Below are 14,268 nucleotides of genomic sequence, written 5' to 3' on the forward strand. Positions count from 1 at the left end.
GACTCGTGCCCATGGGCTCCTTCACCGCGTTCGACGGGACCTCGCTCGCCTTCCACGCGTCGGGCAACGGTGACCCGCTGGTCTGCGTCCCGGGCGGCCCCATGCTGGACTCCGAGTACCTCGGCGACCTCGGTGGGCTCGCCACGCACCGACAGCTGATCCTCCTCGACCCGCGAGGGACCGGGGCGTCGGCGGTTCCCGATGATCCGGCCTCGTACCGCTGCGACCGTCAGGTCGACGACGTCGAGGCGCTCCGCGAGCATCTTGAGCTCGAGCGGCTCGACCTTCTCGGGCACTCGGCCGGAGCGAATGTGGCCGTACGCTACGCGGAGCGCCATCCCGGACGCGTCGACCGGCTCCTCCTGATCACGCCGAGCACCATGGCGCTCGGTGTCACGGTCTCAGCGGCGCAGCGGGTGCAGACGGCGCGTCTGCGGCAGGGCGAGCCGTGGTTCGCCGAGGCGTTCCGTGCGCTCGAGGACGTGCTGGCCGGCACGGCGGGGCCAGATCCGCGCCACGCCGTCGAGCCGTTCTGGCACGGGCGCTGGGATGCTGCGGCCCAGGCTCACCACGCTGCGCAGGGGCAGCGACGCGCTGCCGCCGACGTCGTCGACGCGTTCGTGGCCGACGGGGCGTTCGCACCACGAGCCACACGTACGGCGCTGGCCTCGTTCGACCGCCCTGTCCTCGTGCTCGCCGGAGAGGTCGACCTGAACTCCCCGCCATCGGCGATGCGGGACGTCGCCGCAGTCTTCCCCGGCTCACGTCTGGTGGTGCAGCCCGGGGCGGGGCACTACCCGTGGCTGGACGACGCGAACGCCTTCGTCGCGACCGTGGAGGCGTTCCTCAGCTGAGGGTCTGCTCGGCGGCCAGACGGGCGTGAACGTGCATGTCGTGCCCCCCGTCGGCGTGCAGGGCGGCCGAGCGCCGCGTCCCCTCGAGCGGGAACCCCGCATGGGTCGCGACGCGGCACGAGGCGGGGTTCGCGGTCGAGTGCTCGATCTCGAGCCGGTGGAAGCCGACGTCGTGGAGCAGCCGTGACGCCGCGGCGCGTACGGCGCGGGTGGCGACGCCACGTCCTCGCGCCGAGGCGAGCGCAGAAACGTCGATCGGTCGCCACGGGCGGAACGTGAGCTCGTCCACAGTGATGGTGGGTTTCGAAGCCGTCGGGCGCGAGCGTCGTGAGCGCCCTACCCTGAACCGATGGGGACCGTCGACGACTACGTGTCCGAGCTCGAGGAGCCGCGCCGCACGGTGATCGCTGCCTTGTACGCCGCGGCGGCCGAAGCCGTCCCTGAGGCGGAGCAGGGCAAGGGGTACGGGATGCCGGCGCTCGTCTACCGCGGCAAGCCGCTCGTGAGCGTGATGGCGACGAAGAAGCACCTGTCGCTGTTCCCGTTCAGCAGCGACGTCGTGGCGCAGTTCGAGAAGGATCTCGACGGCTTCGACACGGCGAAGGGGACGATCCGGTTCCAGGAGGAGGAGCCGCTCCCGACGGGCCTGGCCGCGCGGATCGTCGCTGCCCGACGGGCACAGATCGACGGCTGACGCCCGCCTGCGCAGGTCAGTGGACGGGCGCCACCAGGCCGCCGACCACGTCGACGAGGGTCTTGAGCTCCGGCACCGCGCGGGCGTCCTCCAGGGTGCGTTCGAGCACCTCGTCGTGGACGGGCCGCGCCTTCTCGAGGAGCGCTCGCCCTTGTGGTGTCAGCTCGGTGTAGATGCCGCGACGGTCGTCGGCGCACAGGATCCGCGTGAGGATGCCGCGGTCCTCGAGCCGGTTGACGAGGCGGGTGGTCGCGGAGGGGGAGAGGGCCGCGGCGCGGGAGAGCTGCTGCATCCTCATGTGCCAGCCGTCCTGCCGGCCGAGGGCGTCCATCACGGTGAACTCCACGACGGAGAGACCCACCTGCGCGCTGAGCTGACGCTCGAGCTCGGTCTCGATCAGAGCGTGGAGCGACGCCAGCGTGCGCCAGCCCTGGGACCGGACCTCGACGGCGTCGTCGGAGATGCCCATGTGTGCCACCTCACCTAGATAGTTGCTTGCGCGGCCTATTGCTGCGTGCAATCGTCAATAGTGCGCGTGTGCAACTACCAGCGTACGCGGTCCATACCGGCTCCACCAGCAAGGAATCAGAGATGCCTGCAGGACTGATCGCGCTCGCCCTGGGCGGGTTCGGCATCGGCCTCACGGAGTTCGTCATCATGGGCCTGCTGCCCGAGGTCGCCACCGACTTCGGAGTCAGCGAGGCGGCGGCAGGATGGCTCATCACGGGCTACGCGTTGAGCGTCGTCGTGGGGGCGCTGGGCCTGACCGCCGCCACGACGCGTCTACCGCGCAGGCGCGTGCTGCTCGGGCTGCTCGTGCTGTTCGTCGCCGGGAACATGACGTCGGCTCTCGCCCCGTCGTACGAGGTGATGCTTGCAGGGCGCGTCATCGCCGCCTTGTGCCACGGGGCGTTCTTCGGGATCGGCGCGGTCGTCGCGGCCAGCTTCGTGCCCGCAGAGAAGAAGGCGGGCGCCGTCGCGATCATGTTCACCGGCCTCACCGCCGCGAACGTCTTCGGTGTGCCGTTCGGGACCTTCCTCGGCCAGCAGCTCGGGTGGCGCTCGACCTTCTGGGCGATCACGGTGATCGGCGTGGTCGCCTTCCTGGGCGTCCTCGCCCTCGTGCCGGACGACCGCAGAAGTCATGTGCCCACGCGCCTGCGGGAGGAGTTCCACGCCTTCCGCAGCGGCCAGGTGTGGTTGTCGCTCGTCGTCACCGTCCTGGGGTTCGGCGGCATGTTCGGCGCTTTCACCTACATCGCATACACCCTGACGGAGGTCTCAGGTTTCGCATCCTCGTCCGTACCGTGGCTCCTGGTGCTGTTCGGGCTCGGGCTCCTGGTCGGCAACGTCCTCGGCGGACGGTTCGCCGACAGGGCGATCGACGCGACCCTGCTGGTCGTGCTCGCCGGGCTGGTCGCCGTGCTCGTGGCGTTCGCGCTGACGGCGCAGAGCCGGACCGCGACGACGGTCACGGTGTTTCTCATGGGTGGCCTCGGGTTCGCCACCGTCCCGGGCCTCCAGACCCGGATCATGCGGTACGCGGTGCACGCGCCGTCGCTCGCCTCCGGGGCCAACATCGCGGCGTTCAATCTCGGCAACGCGCTGGGGGCGTGGATCGGCGGCGTGACGATCACCGCCGGGCTCGGATACACGTCGCCGATCTGGGCGGGGGCCGTGATCACGTCCCTCGCGCTGATCGTCATGGCGGGCGCGGCGGCCGGAGCGCGTCGTACCGTCCGACAGGAGAAGCTCGCCCCACTACACCCGACGTCTTCCCACCAGCTCTCGACAGAAGGAATCGCATGACCATCCCCACCGTGACTCTCAACGACGGCGTCACCATGCCGCAGATCGGATTCGGCGTCTTCCAGGTCCCCGGCGCGGAGACGACGGCAGCGGTCAGCTCGGCCCTGGAGGCCGGCTACCGCAGCATCGACACGGCCGCGGCCTACCGCAACGAGACGGGCGTCGGTCAGGCACTCGCGCAGTCCGGGCTCGCGCGGGACGACCTCTTCGTCACCACGAAGCTGTGGAACACCGACCAGGGGCGCGACAACGCCCGCCCCGCCCTCGAGGCCAGTCTGGAGCGCCTCGGCCTCGACCGGGTCGACCTCTACCTGATCCACTGGCCGGCCCCGGGCCGCGGCCTGTTCGCCGAGACATGGGAGGCGTTCGAGGAGCTGCGCGCCTCGGGCCTCACGCGGTCGATCGGTGTCTCGAACTTCCTCCCCGAGCATCTCGACGCCATCATCGCCCTCGGCGGTCCGGTGCCCGCGGTGAACCAGATCGAGGTGCACCCCGAGCTCCAGCAGCGCAGCGTCCAGGACGCCGGCGCCCTGCACGGGATCGTGACCGAGGCGTGGAGCCCGCTCGCACAGGCAGGGGTGCTCGGCGACCCGGTCGTCGCCGAGATCGCCGCGGCACACGGCCGGACCCCCGCGCAGGTGGTGCTGCGCTGGCACCTCGAGCAGGGCCGCGTCGTGATCCCGAAGTCCGTCACGCCGTCGCGGATCGCGGAGAATCTCGCCATCACCGACTTCACGCTGACCTCGGACGAGGTGACGCGCATCGACGGTCTGGAGGCCGGTCGGCGCACGGGGCCGGACCCGGCGACCTTCAACGGCTGAGCGTCAGCCGATCCCGTGCGGGGTCTCAGGCGGCTCCGGGGGAACCGGCGGGCCGGGCGGTCGGACGCGGCGGCGGCGTACCTTCAGGGCTGCCGCGCCGGCCAGAGCGGTGCCGGCGAGGATCGTGGCCACGATCGCGGGATTGAGCCGCCAACGGCTCCCAGGTGTGTCCGTCGTGGCGGCGCACTCGTGCAACGGGAACCGGTCGCCCCCGTGGAACACGGTCGTGAGCTCGGCCGAGACGTACGCGAAGGAGCCCGCCGGAAGGCCGAAGGTGGACAGCGTGCGGTACCACCGGCCGTTGGACCGGTCGATCCAGCAGGTGACGTTCGCGTGCGAGCCCGGTCCGTCGGGTGGTTCGAGGTGGGCGATGACGTGTCGCGCGCCGTCCCAGACCGGTACACGGTGCGGCACGGTCGTCACCACCGCGGGGTAGTCGGCATCGAGTCCCATCTGCCGACTGTAGACCGGGTCGGGTCCCGGGATACCCGCGCTTGCGTGGGCATCCCCTCGTGCTGACGGGTCGTCAGACGGCGCGGAGCGAACCGGCTCCGCGCCTGCGCAGCGACTCGAGCGCGGTCGTCGTCGCGTCGTCCGCCGGCACCAGCACCATGATCTGCTGCCCGTCAGCGACGGGGAGGTCGAGGATCTCGCAGTCGAGGCGCAGCTCGCCTGCCGACGGATGGGTCCAGCGCTGCGCCTGGCGCGCCAGCGAGGCATGGCGCTCGAGTCGGCGGGTGAACGCGTCACCGACCGTGACGGTCATCTCCGAGACGAACGCCCGGGAGCGGTCGGTCGACGGGCCGCGCCAGAGCTCGGCCACGCGCTCGTCGGCGATCCGGTCCCACTCGGGGAAGGCGCGTCGGGCTCGCTCGTCGGTGAACACGTATCGCGTGAGGTTCGGTTCGTGCGTGTCGAGCACGCCGAGCGGGCGTACGAGCTGGTCGAAACCCGTGGTCAGAGCGAGGATGTCGCCGATCCGGTTGACGACGGCGGCGGCGCCCGGCTCGAGCTGGTCGAGGATCGCCTGGACCGCAGGTCGGACCGAGGTCCGGTGCGGGACCACGCTGACGCACTCGCCGGAGGTCGCCTTCGTGAGGTTGCGCAGGTGTTCACGGTCGTCGACGTCGAGGCGGAGGGCCTCGGCGAGAGCGTGCACGACCTGGATGGACGGGTTGCGGTCGCGACCCTGCTCGATGCGGGTGAGGTACTCGACGCTGATGCCGGCCAGCGCGGCCAGCTCCATGCGGCGAAGGCCGGGGGCCCGGCGCCTGCCGACCGGGGTGAGACCGAGGGACTCGGGCGAGGTGGCGTCGCGACGTGCGCGGACGAAGTCGCCGAGGGGCGTGCTCATGCGCCCACAGTACGGCGTGGCGTGCAGGTTCCACGGCGGCGAGCGTGGCCCTGCCAGGGCCAGCCTGAGCGCGGTCTGGTTGCATCCGCCGACGCGTTCCAGGCTGGCTGCATGAGCGAGAAGAGCAGACTTGTCATCCTCGTCGGAAGCGTCCGAGAGGGGCGATTCGGCCCCGTCGTCGCGTCGTGGGCCGCCGAGCAGGCACGGGAGCACGGGGGATTCGACGTGGACGTCGTCGACCTGGCGGAGATCGACGTCCCGCTGGCGCTGCCGGCGGAGTCCCCGAAGCTGGCCGGCGACGCCTACCCGCGCCCAGCCGGGATGTCCGCGCTGACGGAGCGCCTGGCGGCCGCCGACGCGTTCGTCATCGTGACCCCTGAGTACAACCACAGCTATCCCGCGTCGCTCAAGGCAGCGATCGACTGGCACTTCAGCCAGTGGACGGCCAAGCCGGTCGCGTTCGTCAGCTATGGGGGTGCGGCCGGTGGACGTCACGCCGTGCTGCACCTCGAGAACGTCCTCACCGAGCTGCACGCGGTCACGATCCGGGACGGGCTGGCGTTCCCGAACTACTACCTGAACTTCGACCTCGAGGCCGGTCTGCCGCACGACGAGCAGGCGGCCGTGTACGCCAAGGGGATGTTCGCGCAGCTCGACTGGTGGGCCACCGCCCTGAAGGACGCCCGACAGCGGGTGCCCTACCCGGGGTGACAGTCCCCGCGCGCGTGGTCTGGCTAGCGCACGAGCAGTGCCTCCCGGTCGAGCCGCGCGAGCTTCTCGGGGTTCCAGATCCCGTACGCCTTCGTGATCCGCCCGTCCTCGACGGTGAGGCTGATCGCGCCGCTGAGCACCCCGCCGAGCTCGAGCCGGATGCCAGGCGCACCGTTGAGCCAGATCGGCTCGCCGGTGAGCGGGGCGGGTCGCCGGGAGTGCGCGATCGTGAAGAACCTCGCGAACTTCTCCGCGCCGATGATGGGCTTGCGCGCCGCCTGCACGAGGCCACCGCCGTCGGAGACCACGACGACGTCGGGTGCGAGGACGTCCATCAGTGCCTGGACGTCGCCCGTGACGAACGCGGCGAGGAACCGTTCGACGACCTCCTGCTGCTCGCGGCGCCCGACCTCCATGCGCGGGCGCCGCGCGGCGACGTGCTCGCGCGCACGGTGCGCGATCTGCCGTACGGACGCCGAGGTCCTGCCGACCGCCTCGGCGATCTCGTCGTACGGCGTCTCGAAGACCTCGCGGAGCACGAAGACCGCCCGTTCGACAGGGCCGAGCGTCTCCAGGACGGTGAGCATCGCGATCGAGACGCTCTCGGCGAGCTCGACGTCATCGGCGACGTCGGGGGTGGTCAGCAGCGGCTCGGGCAGCCACTCGCCGACGTAGTCCTCGCGTCGACGCGCCAGCGTACGGAGGCGGTTGAGCGCCAGGCGGGTGACGATGCGGACGAGGTACGCCCGTGGGCTCGCGATGTCGGACTGGTCGACGTCCGCCCACCTCAGCCAGGTCTCCTGCACCACGTCCTCGGCGTCGGCGGCGGAGCCGAGCATCTCGTACGCGACCGTGAAGAGGAGACTGCGGTGGGTGACGAACGGGTCGTCGCTCATGCGGGCGACACTACGTCCTGGACGGGCTGGGGGAGCGGGGGCAGACCGCAGGACTCGGCGAACTCCTCCGAGCGGATGCCGAGGGCCACGTTCGCGCGGGCGGTGAGGTTCATCGTCCCGACCCTGCCGGTGAGCTCGATCAGCCCCGCGGGGCCGAGCTCGTCCAGGAGTGCAGCCGACATCTCGTCGGTGACGGCGAGCGGGGTCTGGCACATCGCCTCGGCGTACTCCATCACCCGGCGTTCGAGGGGCGTGAACACATCGGACTCGCGCCACCGCGGGACCTCGCGAGCCTTGGCCTCGTCGAGTCCCTTGTTGTGGCTCATGAAGTAGTGCAGGTCGAGGCAGAAGCTGCACCCGATCGCGCCGGCCGCGGCCATGCTGGCGTACGAGGCGAGCTGCGGGTCGAGGGCGTCCCACTTCTCGACCTTGCGCCCGAATCCCATCATGTCCTTGAACGCGGTGCGGTGGTGCCACATCACCCCCGTCGACTCCGGCACCTTTCCGAGCATCCTGCGGGCCATCGTCTTGAGCAGCGCCCCGTACAGCCCGGTGATCTCGGTCTCGGGGACGCGTGTCGTGCTGGTCATGTCTCCTCCTGAGGTGGCTTGCTCTCGGCATGAAGACACCGGTCGCGCGACTCCTGTGACACCAGGAGCGCCGCCTTCTCCGATCAATGCGCAACCGATGGTTGCGATTGGACGCGGGGTGGGCTAGCCTCATACGCAACCAAAGGTTGCAGGAGGATGTCATGGAGTTCGGAACCATCGAGCGCGAGATCTACGTCGACGCGTCGCCCGAGATCGTCTTCGAGGTCGTGAGCAGTCCCGACCATGTGAAGCAGTGGTGGCCGGACGACGCGGCGTACGAGGTCAGGCCCGGCTCGCAGGGGGAGATCGTCTTCGGTGACCGCGACACCGACGGGACCGTCGTCGCCTTCGCCGTCCTGGAGGCGGACCCGCCTCGGACGTTCTCGTTCCGATGGACGCACCCGGCCGACGAGGACGCGGGGGAGGGCAACTCGTTGCTCGTCACGTTCGACCTCACGCCGAAGGGCGGCGGCACGCTGCTCAAGATGACCGAGACCGGCTTCCGCGAGATGGGCTGGGAGGCCGCCGTCCTCGAGCAGCAGTACCACGAGCACGTCACGGGTTGGGACTTCTACCTCGCGCGGATCGCGCCGTACGTGGCGACCCTGGAGACGCGCCGATGAGCCTCGCGGTTGCCGAGGACGTCGACGACGAGCTCTGGTCGGCGGTCGGCGACCCCACGCGTCGCCGGATGCTCGACCTGTTGCTGGCGTCCGGGCCAGGCACGGCAACGTCCTTGAGCGACCAGCTCCCCGTCACGCGACAGGCGGTGGCCAAGCACCTGCAGGTCCTGGACCACGCCGGACTCGTGCACGGGACGACGGCCGGGCGCGAGCGTCGTTACCAGGTCGATGAGGCGCAGCTCGCCCGCGCCGTCGCTCAGCTCGCCTCGGTCGGGGCCAGCTGGGAAGCACGACTGCAGCGCATCAAGCGGATCGCCGAGGCGATCCAACGCGACCGGGAGGTCTGAACCCGGTCGTCACCCACGAACAGCCCACCGCACACCGTGGTGGGACGGATCAGTGCGCCCTGCGCACCGACGAGAGGAAAGAAGATGGTGGACATCTTGCACAGGGTCGGAGTCGAGACGACGTCGCCCGAGAAGGTGTACGACGCGCTCGCGACGATCGACGGGCTCGCCGGCTGGTGGACCGAGGACACGACGGGGAAGCCCGACGACGTCGGGGGAGTGGTCGAGTTCCGCTTCCCGCTCGGCGGCTTCGACATGGAGGTCCAGGACCTCCGGTCGTCCGAGCACGTCGGATGGAAGGTCGTCGACGGGCCGGAGGAGTGGGTCGGGACGACGATCGACTGGGACCTCCGTCAGGAGGGCGACTACACGATCCTGATGTTCGCGCACCGCGGCTGGAAGGAGCCGGTCGAGTTCATGCACCACTGCAGCACCAAGTGGGCGACGTACATCATGAGCCTCAAGTCGCTCGTCGAGACCGGTGCGGGCGCGCCCTGCCCCCACGACGTGCACATCGCAGACCAGGACTGAGGGGCTGGCTCGGACCCGGGTGGTCAGCACCGTGAGCCGTCGCCCTGGCGCCGGGGCGGCGGCTCGACGCGCGTCATGACGAGCCGCTCCGATCGAGGGCCCGCACACGGGCGGCCTGGCGTACGAGGTGGTCGCGCTCCGCGACGTTCGTGGCCAGCCGCGCCGCCTCCGCGTACGACGAGGCGGCCGCGGGCAGGTCTCCTTCGAGCTCGTGCAGATGTCCGCGCACGGCGTGCCATCGGTGGCGGTCTCCGATCACCTCGCGCACTCGATCCGTCTCGCGCAGACCGGCGGCTCCACCGAGGACGTGGCCGACCGCGATCGCGCGGCCGAGCACGGCGGCGGGGTGCTCGCGGACTGGGTCGTCGTGCAGCGCGACGAGATCGTCGTACCACGCGAGGATCTGCGGCCAGTCGGTCTCCTCGGCGGACGCGGCGTCGTCGTGCAGGGCCGAGATCGCAGCCTCGACCTGGTAGCGGCCCGGGGGAGCGGCGTCCGTCCGCACCGCGAGAGTCGACTGCAGGACGCGAACCCCTTCAGCGATCTCGCGGACGTCCCACAGGCTGCGGTCCTGCCGGTCGAGCGTCACGATGCTGCCGTCGGGGGCGATCCTCGCGGGCAGCCGAGCGTGGTTGAGCAGCATCAGTGCGAGCAGTCCGCGTGCCTCGGGCTCGTCGGTGGCGAGCGTGAGCTGGCGGGTGAGCCGGATAGCCTCGGTGGCCAGGTCGACCCGGTCGGTGTGGCCGGTGGTGTAGACGAGGTACAGCACGCGCAGCACGACGGCGAGGTCACCGGGCTGGTCGAGCCGACGCCCGCGCAGGCTGCGCTTCGCGCGGCTGATGCGCTGCGCCATCGTCGCCTCCGGGACGTAGAAGGCATCGGCGATCTCGCGCGTCGTGAGGCCGCCCACGGCACGGAGCGTCAGCGCCACCTGCGAGGCGGCGGACAGGTCCGGGTGGCAGCAGCAGAAGAGCACGAAGAGCGTGTCGTCCCCAGCCTCGGTGCCGCCAGGCCGCGGCTGCGCGTACGTGGTCTCCTCGCGACGGAGACGGGCGGCCTCGCTACGACGGGCGTCCACGAGGCGCCGCACCGACACGGTCGTCAGCCACGCGAACGGGTCCCGCGGAGGGTGCTCGGGCCAGACCCGCGACGCTTCCACGAGTGCCTCCTGGAGCGCGTCCTCCGCGGTGTCGAAGTCCTCGCCGCGGCGGACGAGGCCGGCGAGCACCCGGGGGATGAGGGCGCGTAGCGCCCCCTCATCCAACCCTCGTGCAGGCTCGTCTCGCACCCGGTCAGTCCTCCGCCGGAGGGAGGGTCATGACCTCCCGTACGTCGATCCACTCGTACAGCGGGTCACCACCAGGGCCGGGCTCGGAAGAGACGTACGCCGCGACCTCGAGCGCACGGTCGTGAGACTCGACGTCGATCATGAACCAGCCGGCGACGAGGTCGCTGGTCTCCGGGTGCGGACCGTCCGTGGTGACGGGCGCTGCGTCCGGGCCGCCGTAGCGCACCCAGGTGCGGCTCGGCACGAGCGCCTGGGCGTCGACGAGCTCACCGTTCTTCTGCAGCATGTCGTTCACGTGCCACTGGAACGCCATGTGCGCCTCGACGTCCTCGGGCGCCCACTGGTCCATCGGCGGAACAGGACGGTGCGGCTCCGGGCCGCCGCTGTAGTGCTTGAGGAGCAGGTACTTCGGCATGGTGACCTCCTGGTCTCGTAGGCCGCGTTGTGCGAGCCCTTCACCTGGAGAGCGGAGCGGGTGCGCGGTTCTCGACATCGTGGGCTCGTCGTGAGCGTAAGACCTCGACGCGGGGTAGTGGTGTGGTCAGGTGCCGACCCGGCAGCAGACCGTGTGACCGATGAGTTATCTGCGCGGCGGTGGTCTGTACGCCGAGTACCGAGTCGCGGGAGGCTGACGCCGTGCGGAAACTGACCTTTGCCATGAATCTGAGCCTGGACGGCTACACCGCCGCGCCCGGGGACGACCTCGGCTGGAGCGTGCCGAGCGACGAGCTGTTCCAGTGGTGGTCCGACCGGGTCGGCGGGACGGGCCTGGCGCTGTACGGGCGCAAGGTGTGGGAGGAGATGAGCTCCCACTGGCCGACCGCGGACCAGCAGCCCGGCGTCACACTGGCGGAGATCGAGTACGCCCGTCGCTGGCGGGCCATGCCGAAGGTGGTGTTCTCCTCGACGAGCAGGCCGGTCGACTGGAACACCCGCTTGGTCACCGGCGACGCTGTCAGCGAGATCACCCGGCTCAAGGCCGAGGATGGCGGGCCCATGGACATCGTCGGCGCGACACTCGCCGCGGCGGCCATGCGGGCCGGACTGATCGACGAGTACGTGCTGGTCACCGCGCCGGTCCTGGTGGGCGGCGGCACGCCGTTCTTCACGGCCCTGGACAGCTGGGTGAACCTGAACCTGGTGGAGACGCGGAGGTTTCCCGAGGGCGTGCTCCTGACCAGGTACGAGACCACGCGTTGAAGACCCGAACGCGGACCGAAAGGAACGTGGATTGACATAATGTCGCTTATCGGCGCGCCAATTCTCTAGCGACGAAGCTCCCGGTCGAGCTGCTGGGCAAGCTTCACCGAGGCCTCGATCTCGGCGAGACGGATCGAGACGCTCTCGACGTTGATCCCGAACGGGACCTCCATGCGTCGGCAGTATCGGATCAGCTCGCTTGCTGCTGCAAGCGACTGCTCGTACGACATCTGAAGCGTGTCCTCTGCGTGGCGCAGGTCGTTCTGGAGCCACCGAGGCACGTCGACGCCGAGCCACCGCAGGAACTCCAACGTCTTGACGGAGCCGCACACCGAGAACGTGAACACGATCGGCACGGGCTCGAGGCCACGTGCGGCGCACTCGTAGCGGTAGTCGGACACGAGGTCCTTCGCCGCGTTGACGTCGTAGACGACCTGCGTGACGAAGAACGAGCACCCGGCTTGCTGCTTCGCGATCAGGCGCAGATGCTCTTCGCCCCGGCGCGTGTGTCGCTCTGGAATGGCGACGCCCCCGAGCTGTACGTCGGGTCGTGTCTGCGCCCACAGCTCCTGGGCACGAACCAGCGAGGTCGCTGACTGCTTGTGCCGCGACGAGGCGCCGACGAACACCGTCAATGCCTGGTCGGCGTCCTGGGACTCCAGCCACGCCTGGAGACCGCTCTCCTGGTACTTGCTGACTGCTCGGTACACCACGACTGGTGCGTGCCAGTCGTTCAGGTGCTGGGCCCGGAACGTGGCTGGGTCCATCGTGGGCAGGAAGGGAAAGGGTCGCTCGTCCGGGTTGCGATCGCTCTCGTCGTCGATGTCGTAGAGGACGAGACCATCGACCCGCAGCGGGGCCAGGCGCTTCTGGGTCACGTCGGCGATCTCCTGCGCCCGCTCGGTAGAGACGGTGAGTCGAGGGGGCGTCAGTGCGAAGAGCAGGAACTCGCTCCCCCGCGCCGCGATTCGTTGCGCCAAGCTCATGGGGCGAAGTTAGCTGACGGATCAGGTGTCGCGTCGGGCGACGAGCACGACGAGCGGGCCCTGCTGGCCCTCAGCCGGCAGCCGGAGATCCGCAACGACGCGCAACCCGACGTCGTCGAGAAGCTCAGTCAGCCGTTCCGGTCGCCACTGGTACGTCGTCCACGTCACCGGGACGCCACCGTACGCCTCGGTCCGAGCCACGTCGTCGTCTCCGACGTGAGTCGCGATGATCGCGTGGCCGCCGGGCACCAGGGCGTCGTGGAAGGTCGCCAGGACACCCGCCAAGACGTCGCGCGGCAGATTGAAGAGCGACCACCATCCGAGGATGCCTCCGAGCGAAGCCGGCTCGAGGTCGAGCTCGGTGGCCGATCTGACGGCGAACCGGCACCCGGGGTGAAGGCGTGCGGCGTGCTCGATCATGCGAGGTGACAGGTCCACGCCCGAGACGTCGAGGCCGCGCTCCTGCAGGTAGGCCGTGACGGTCCCCGGACCGCAGCCGACGTCGAGGACAGGGCCGAGACCGTGGACCGAGTCGGCGAACGTGTCGACAGCGGCCCGCAGCCACGGCGTGGTGCGGATGTCACCCATGCCCGTGGTGGCGAGCAGGTGGACGTAGCTGTCCGCGACCCGGTCGTACGAGTCACGGACGACATCGAGATCGGTCGGTCGTGCGGGCGCAGGCCGGGTGGGAGGAGGAAGGCTCACCGGACCGACCCTAGAGGCAGGCACCGTCTCTTTCTGACCTGCTCGTCTCCCGCGGGCAGCCTGCTCGCCTCTGCCAGAATCGACGCCACCATGGACCTTCCCCGGATCTTCACCATCCGCGAGAGCGGCTTTCGCATCCACAACCCGCTGACTCCTGCGAAGTACGCAGCGCTGGGCGAGGCGCTTCGCCTGGCACCCGGGACACGGGTACTCGACCTGGCGAGCGGCTCCGGCGAGATGCTGTGCACCTGGGCGCGTGACCTGGGGTTCACCGGCCCCGGCGTGGACATCAGCACGGTGTTCACCGACGAGGCACGGGCCCGCGCTCACGAGCTCGGCGTCGCTGACCGGGTGGAGTTCGTCCACGGCGATGCCGCCGGCTACGTCGCGGACGAACCGGTCGACCTCGCCGCCTGTGTCGGGGCCAGCTGGATCGGCGACGGCATCGCCGGCACGGCTGACCTGCTCAGCCGCAGCCTCCGCCCGGGAGGCGTGATGCTGATCGGCGAGCCGTACTGGCGGCGGACTCCGCCGGACCAGGCCGCCGTGGAGGCCTGCCACGCCACGAGTCCCACCGACTTCCTGCCGCTCCCCGGGTTGATCGAGCAGTTCAGCGACCTCGGGTACGACGTCGTGGAGATGATGCTGGCCGATCAGGACAGCTGGGACCGGTACACCGCGGCGCAGTGGCTCAACCTCCGCCGCTGGCTCGACCAGAACCCGGGCGACGAGCTGGCGTCGGAGGTGCGGGCCGAGCTGACGACCGAGCCTGCGCGCTACGCGGGCCACCAGCGTGAGTACCTCGGCTGGGGAGTCTTCGCCCTCATGGCCCGCTGAACGGCGGACACACCGGAATCTG

The 14,268-nt window shown here is 70.2% G+C and carries 20 protein-coding genes; 10 read left to right on the forward strand and 10 right to left on the reverse strand.

The window, feature by feature from the left end; genetic code table 11:
* The first annotated feature begins 11 nt into the window (after positions 1–11).
* Positions 12–854, forward strand: a complete 843-nt coding sequence (locus tag GH747_RS18165) for an alpha/beta fold hydrolase (protein WP_149771048.1) — start codon at positions 12–14, stop codon at positions 852–854.
* Here the strand turns inward: GH747_RS18165 and GH747_RS22360 are convergent.
* Positions 847–1,143, reverse strand: coding sequence for a GNAT family N-acetyltransferase (locus GH747_RS22360; RefSeq protein WP_228552993.1), 297 nt, complete (start codon positions 1,141–1,143; stop codon positions 847–849). The two genes, GH747_RS18165 and GH747_RS22360, sit on opposite strands and share 8 nt — an antisense overlap.
* 60 nt (positions 1,144–1,203) lie before the next feature.
* On the opposite strand from GH747_RS22360, the gene GH747_RS18175 reads away from it, so the two are divergent.
* Positions 1,204–1,548, forward strand: a complete 345-nt coding sequence (locus tag GH747_RS18175; RefSeq protein ID WP_149771049.1) for an iron chaperone — start codon at positions 1,204–1,206, stop codon at positions 1,546–1,548.
* A gap of 16 nt (positions 1,549–1,564) precedes the next feature.
* On the opposite strand, the gene GH747_RS18180 is transcribed toward GH747_RS18175, so the two are convergent.
* Positions 1,565–2,017 (reverse strand): MarR family winged helix-turn-helix transcriptional regulator, encoded by a 453-nt coding sequence (locus tag GH747_RS18180; protein ID WP_149771050.1) that lies wholly within the window; start codon positions 2,015–2,017, stop codon positions 1,565–1,567.
* A gap of 122 nt (positions 2,018–2,139) precedes the next feature.
* Between GH747_RS18180 and GH747_RS18185 the strand changes: the two genes are divergently transcribed.
* A complete protein-coding gene (locus tag GH747_RS18185) occupies positions 2,140–3,357 on the forward strand; it encodes an MFS transporter (protein ID WP_149771051.1) in 1,218 nt (405 codons plus the stop codon).
* Complete coding sequence (locus GH747_RS18190) at positions 3,354–4,178, forward strand: aldo/keto reductase (protein WP_149771052.1); 825 nt, start codon at positions 3,354–3,356, stop codon at positions 4,176–4,178. The genes GH747_RS18185 and GH747_RS18190 overlap by 4 nt, the downstream gene beginning before the upstream one ends.
* Positions 4,179–4,181: 3 nt before the next feature.
* Here GH747_RS18190 and GH747_RS18195 read toward each other — a convergent pair whose 3' ends face one another.
* Together GH747_RS18195 and GH747_RS18200 are read right to left on the reverse strand one after the other, a co-directional pair.
* Positions 4,182–4,631 (reverse strand): hypothetical protein, encoded by a 450-nt coding sequence (locus GH747_RS18195; protein ID WP_149771053.1) that lies wholly within the window; start codon positions 4,629–4,631, stop codon positions 4,182–4,184.
* A 73-nt stretch (positions 4,632–4,704) separates the two neighbouring features.
* Complete coding sequence (locus tag GH747_RS18200; RefSeq protein WP_149771054.1) at positions 4,705–5,532, reverse strand: helix-turn-helix domain-containing protein; 828 nt, start codon at positions 5,530–5,532, stop codon at positions 4,705–4,707.
* 111 nt (positions 5,533–5,643) lie between these two features.
* On the opposite strand from GH747_RS18200, the gene GH747_RS18205 reads away from it, so the two are divergent.
* Positions 5,644–6,243, forward strand: coding sequence for an NADPH-dependent FMN reductase (locus tag GH747_RS18205; protein WP_149771055.1), 600 nt, complete (start codon positions 5,644–5,646; stop codon positions 6,241–6,243).
* A 23-nt stretch (positions 6,244–6,266) separates the two neighbouring features.
* Here the strand turns inward: GH747_RS18205 and GH747_RS18210 are convergent, their stop codons facing one another.
* Positions 6,267–7,139, reverse strand: coding sequence for an RNA polymerase sigma-70 factor (locus tag GH747_RS18210; RefSeq protein WP_149771056.1), 873 nt, complete (start codon positions 7,137–7,139; stop codon positions 6,267–6,269).
* Positions 7,136–7,729: a carboxymuconolactone decarboxylase family protein gene (locus GH747_RS18215; protein ID WP_149771057.1), complete on the reverse strand. Its 594-nt coding sequence runs from the start codon at positions 7,727–7,729 to the stop codon at positions 7,136–7,138. The genes GH747_RS18210 and GH747_RS18215 overlap by 4 nt, the downstream gene beginning before the upstream one ends.
* A 161-nt stretch (positions 7,730–7,890) precedes the next feature.
* Between GH747_RS18215 and GH747_RS18220 the strand changes: the two genes are divergently transcribed.
* From GH747_RS18220 to GH747_RS18230, 3 genes are all read left to right on the forward strand, one after another.
* Positions 7,891–8,352 carry an SRPBCC family protein gene (locus GH747_RS18220; protein WP_149771058.1) on the forward strand — a complete coding sequence of 154 codons (462 nt, stop codon included), beginning with the start codon at positions 7,891–7,893 and terminating at the stop codon, positions 8,350–8,352.
* The gene (locus tag GH747_RS18225) at positions 8,349–8,699 is read left to right on the forward strand and encodes an ArsR/SmtB family transcription factor (protein ID WP_149771059.1); all 351 of its coding nucleotides are present in this window, start codon (positions 8,349–8,351) and stop codon (positions 8,697–8,699) included. Before GH747_RS18220 ends, GH747_RS18225 begins: the two co-directional genes overlap by 4 nt.
* A gap of 84 nt (positions 8,700–8,783) precedes the next feature.
* A complete protein-coding gene (locus GH747_RS18230; RefSeq protein ID WP_149771060.1) occupies positions 8,784–9,230 on the forward strand; it encodes an SRPBCC family protein in 447 nt (148 codons plus the stop codon).
* A gap of 73 nt (positions 9,231–9,303) precedes the next feature.
* On the opposite strand, the gene GH747_RS18235 is transcribed toward GH747_RS18230, so the two are convergent.
* Both GH747_RS18235 and GH747_RS18240 read right to left on the reverse strand, forming a co-directional pair.
* Positions 9,304–10,518, reverse strand: a complete 1,215-nt coding sequence (locus tag GH747_RS18235) for an RNA polymerase sigma factor (protein WP_149771061.1) — start codon at positions 10,516–10,518, stop codon at positions 9,304–9,306.
* Positions 10,519–10,522: 4 nt separating this feature from the next.
* Positions 10,523–10,933 carry a YciI family protein gene (locus GH747_RS18240; protein ID WP_149771062.1) on the reverse strand — a complete coding sequence of 137 codons (411 nt, stop codon included), beginning with the start codon at positions 10,931–10,933 and terminating at the stop codon, positions 10,523–10,525.
* 221 nt (positions 10,934–11,154) lie between these two features.
* Between GH747_RS18240 and GH747_RS18245 the strand changes: the two genes are divergently transcribed.
* Positions 11,155–11,718, forward strand: a complete 564-nt coding sequence (locus GH747_RS18245; RefSeq protein ID WP_149771063.1) for a dihydrofolate reductase family protein — start codon at positions 11,155–11,157, stop codon at positions 11,716–11,718.
* 65 nt (positions 11,719–11,783) lie between these two features.
* Here the strand turns inward: GH747_RS18245 and GH747_RS18250 are convergent, their stop codons facing one another.
* Both GH747_RS18250 and GH747_RS18255 read right to left on the reverse strand, forming a co-directional pair.
* Positions 11,784–12,704: a methylenetetrahydrofolate reductase gene (locus GH747_RS18250; RefSeq protein WP_149771064.1), complete on the reverse strand. Its 921-nt coding sequence runs from the start codon at positions 12,702–12,704 to the stop codon at positions 11,784–11,786.
* 21 nt (positions 12,705–12,725) lie between these two features.
* On the reverse strand, positions 12,726–13,409 hold the full coding sequence (locus tag GH747_RS18255) for a class I SAM-dependent methyltransferase (RefSeq protein ID WP_149771065.1): 684 nt from the start codon (positions 13,407–13,409) through the stop codon (positions 12,726–12,728).
* Positions 13,410–13,499: 90 nt separating this feature from the next.
* On the opposite strand from GH747_RS18255, the gene GH747_RS18260 reads away from it, so the two are divergent.
* Positions 13,500–14,246 carry an SAM-dependent methyltransferase gene (locus GH747_RS18260; RefSeq protein ID WP_149771066.1) on the forward strand — a complete coding sequence of 249 codons (747 nt, stop codon included), beginning with the start codon at positions 13,500–13,502 and terminating at the stop codon, positions 14,244–14,246.
* The last annotated feature ends 22 nt before the right edge of the window (positions 14,247–14,268 follow it).

Source organism: Mumia xiangluensis (assembly GCF_010994095.1).
Lineage (GTDB): Bacteria > Actinomycetota > Actinomycetes > Propionibacteriales > Nocardioidaceae > Mumia > Mumia xiangluensis.

Bases quoted from the DNA above. Each gene is read 5' to 3' on its own strand.
- GH747_RS18220 (WP_149771058.1), top strand. From the start codon at position 7,891: ATGGAGTTCGGAACCATCGAGCGCGAGATCTACGTCGACGCGTCGCCC.
- GH747_RS18190 (WP_149771052.1), top strand. From the start codon at position 3,354: ATGACCATCCCCACCGTGACTCTCAACGACGGCGTCACCATGCCGCAG.
- GH747_RS18240 (WP_149771062.1), bottom strand. From the start codon at position 10,933: ATGCCGAAGTACCTGCTCCTCAAGCACTACAGCGGCGGCCCGGAGCCG.
- GH747_RS18230 (WP_149771060.1), top strand. From the start codon at position 8,784: ATGGTGGACATCTTGCACAGGGTCGGAGTCGAGACGACGTCGCCCGAG.
- GH747_RS18260 (WP_149771066.1), top strand. From the start codon at position 13,500: ATGGACCTTCCCCGGATCTTCACCATCCGCGAGAGCGGCTTTCGCATC.
- GH747_RS18205 (WP_149771055.1), top strand. From the start codon at position 5,644: ATGAGCGAGAAGAGCAGACTTGTCATCCTCGTCGGAAGCGTCCGAGAG.
- GH747_RS18195 (WP_149771053.1), bottom strand. From the start codon at position 4,631: ATGGGACTCGATGCCGACTACCCCGCGGTGGTGACGACCGTGCCGCAC.
- GH747_RS18200 (WP_149771054.1), bottom strand. From the start codon at position 5,532: ATGAGCACGCCCCTCGGCGACTTCGTCCGCGCACGTCGCGACGCCACC.
- GH747_RS18165 (WP_149771048.1), top strand. From the start codon at position 12: ATGGGCTCCTTCACCGCGTTCGACGGGACCTCGCTCGCCTTCCACGCG.
- GH747_RS18180 (WP_149771050.1), bottom strand. From the start codon at position 2,017: ATGGGCATCTCCGACGACGCCGTCGAGGTCCGGTCCCAGGGCTGGCGC.
- GH747_RS18185 (WP_149771051.1), top strand. From the start codon at position 2,140: ATGCCTGCAGGACTGATCGCGCTCGCCCTGGGCGGGTTCGGCATCGGC.
- GH747_RS18175 (WP_149771049.1), top strand. From the start codon at position 1,204: ATGGGGACCGTCGACGACTACGTGTCCGAGCTCGAGGAGCCGCGCCGC.
- GH747_RS18210 (WP_149771056.1), bottom strand. From the start codon at position 7,139: ATGAGCGACGACCCGTTCGTCACCCACCGCAGTCTCCTCTTCACGGTC.
- GH747_RS18225 (WP_149771059.1), top strand. From the start codon at position 8,349: ATGAGCCTCGCGGTTGCCGAGGACGTCGACGACGAGCTCTGGTCGGCG.
- GH747_RS18250 (WP_149771064.1), bottom strand. From the start codon at position 12,704: ATGAGCTTGGCGCAACGAATCGCGGCGCGGGGGAGCGAGTTCCTGCTC.
- GH747_RS18215 (WP_149771057.1), bottom strand. From the start codon at position 7,729: ATGACCAGCACGACACGCGTCCCCGAGACCGAGATCACCGGGCTGTAC.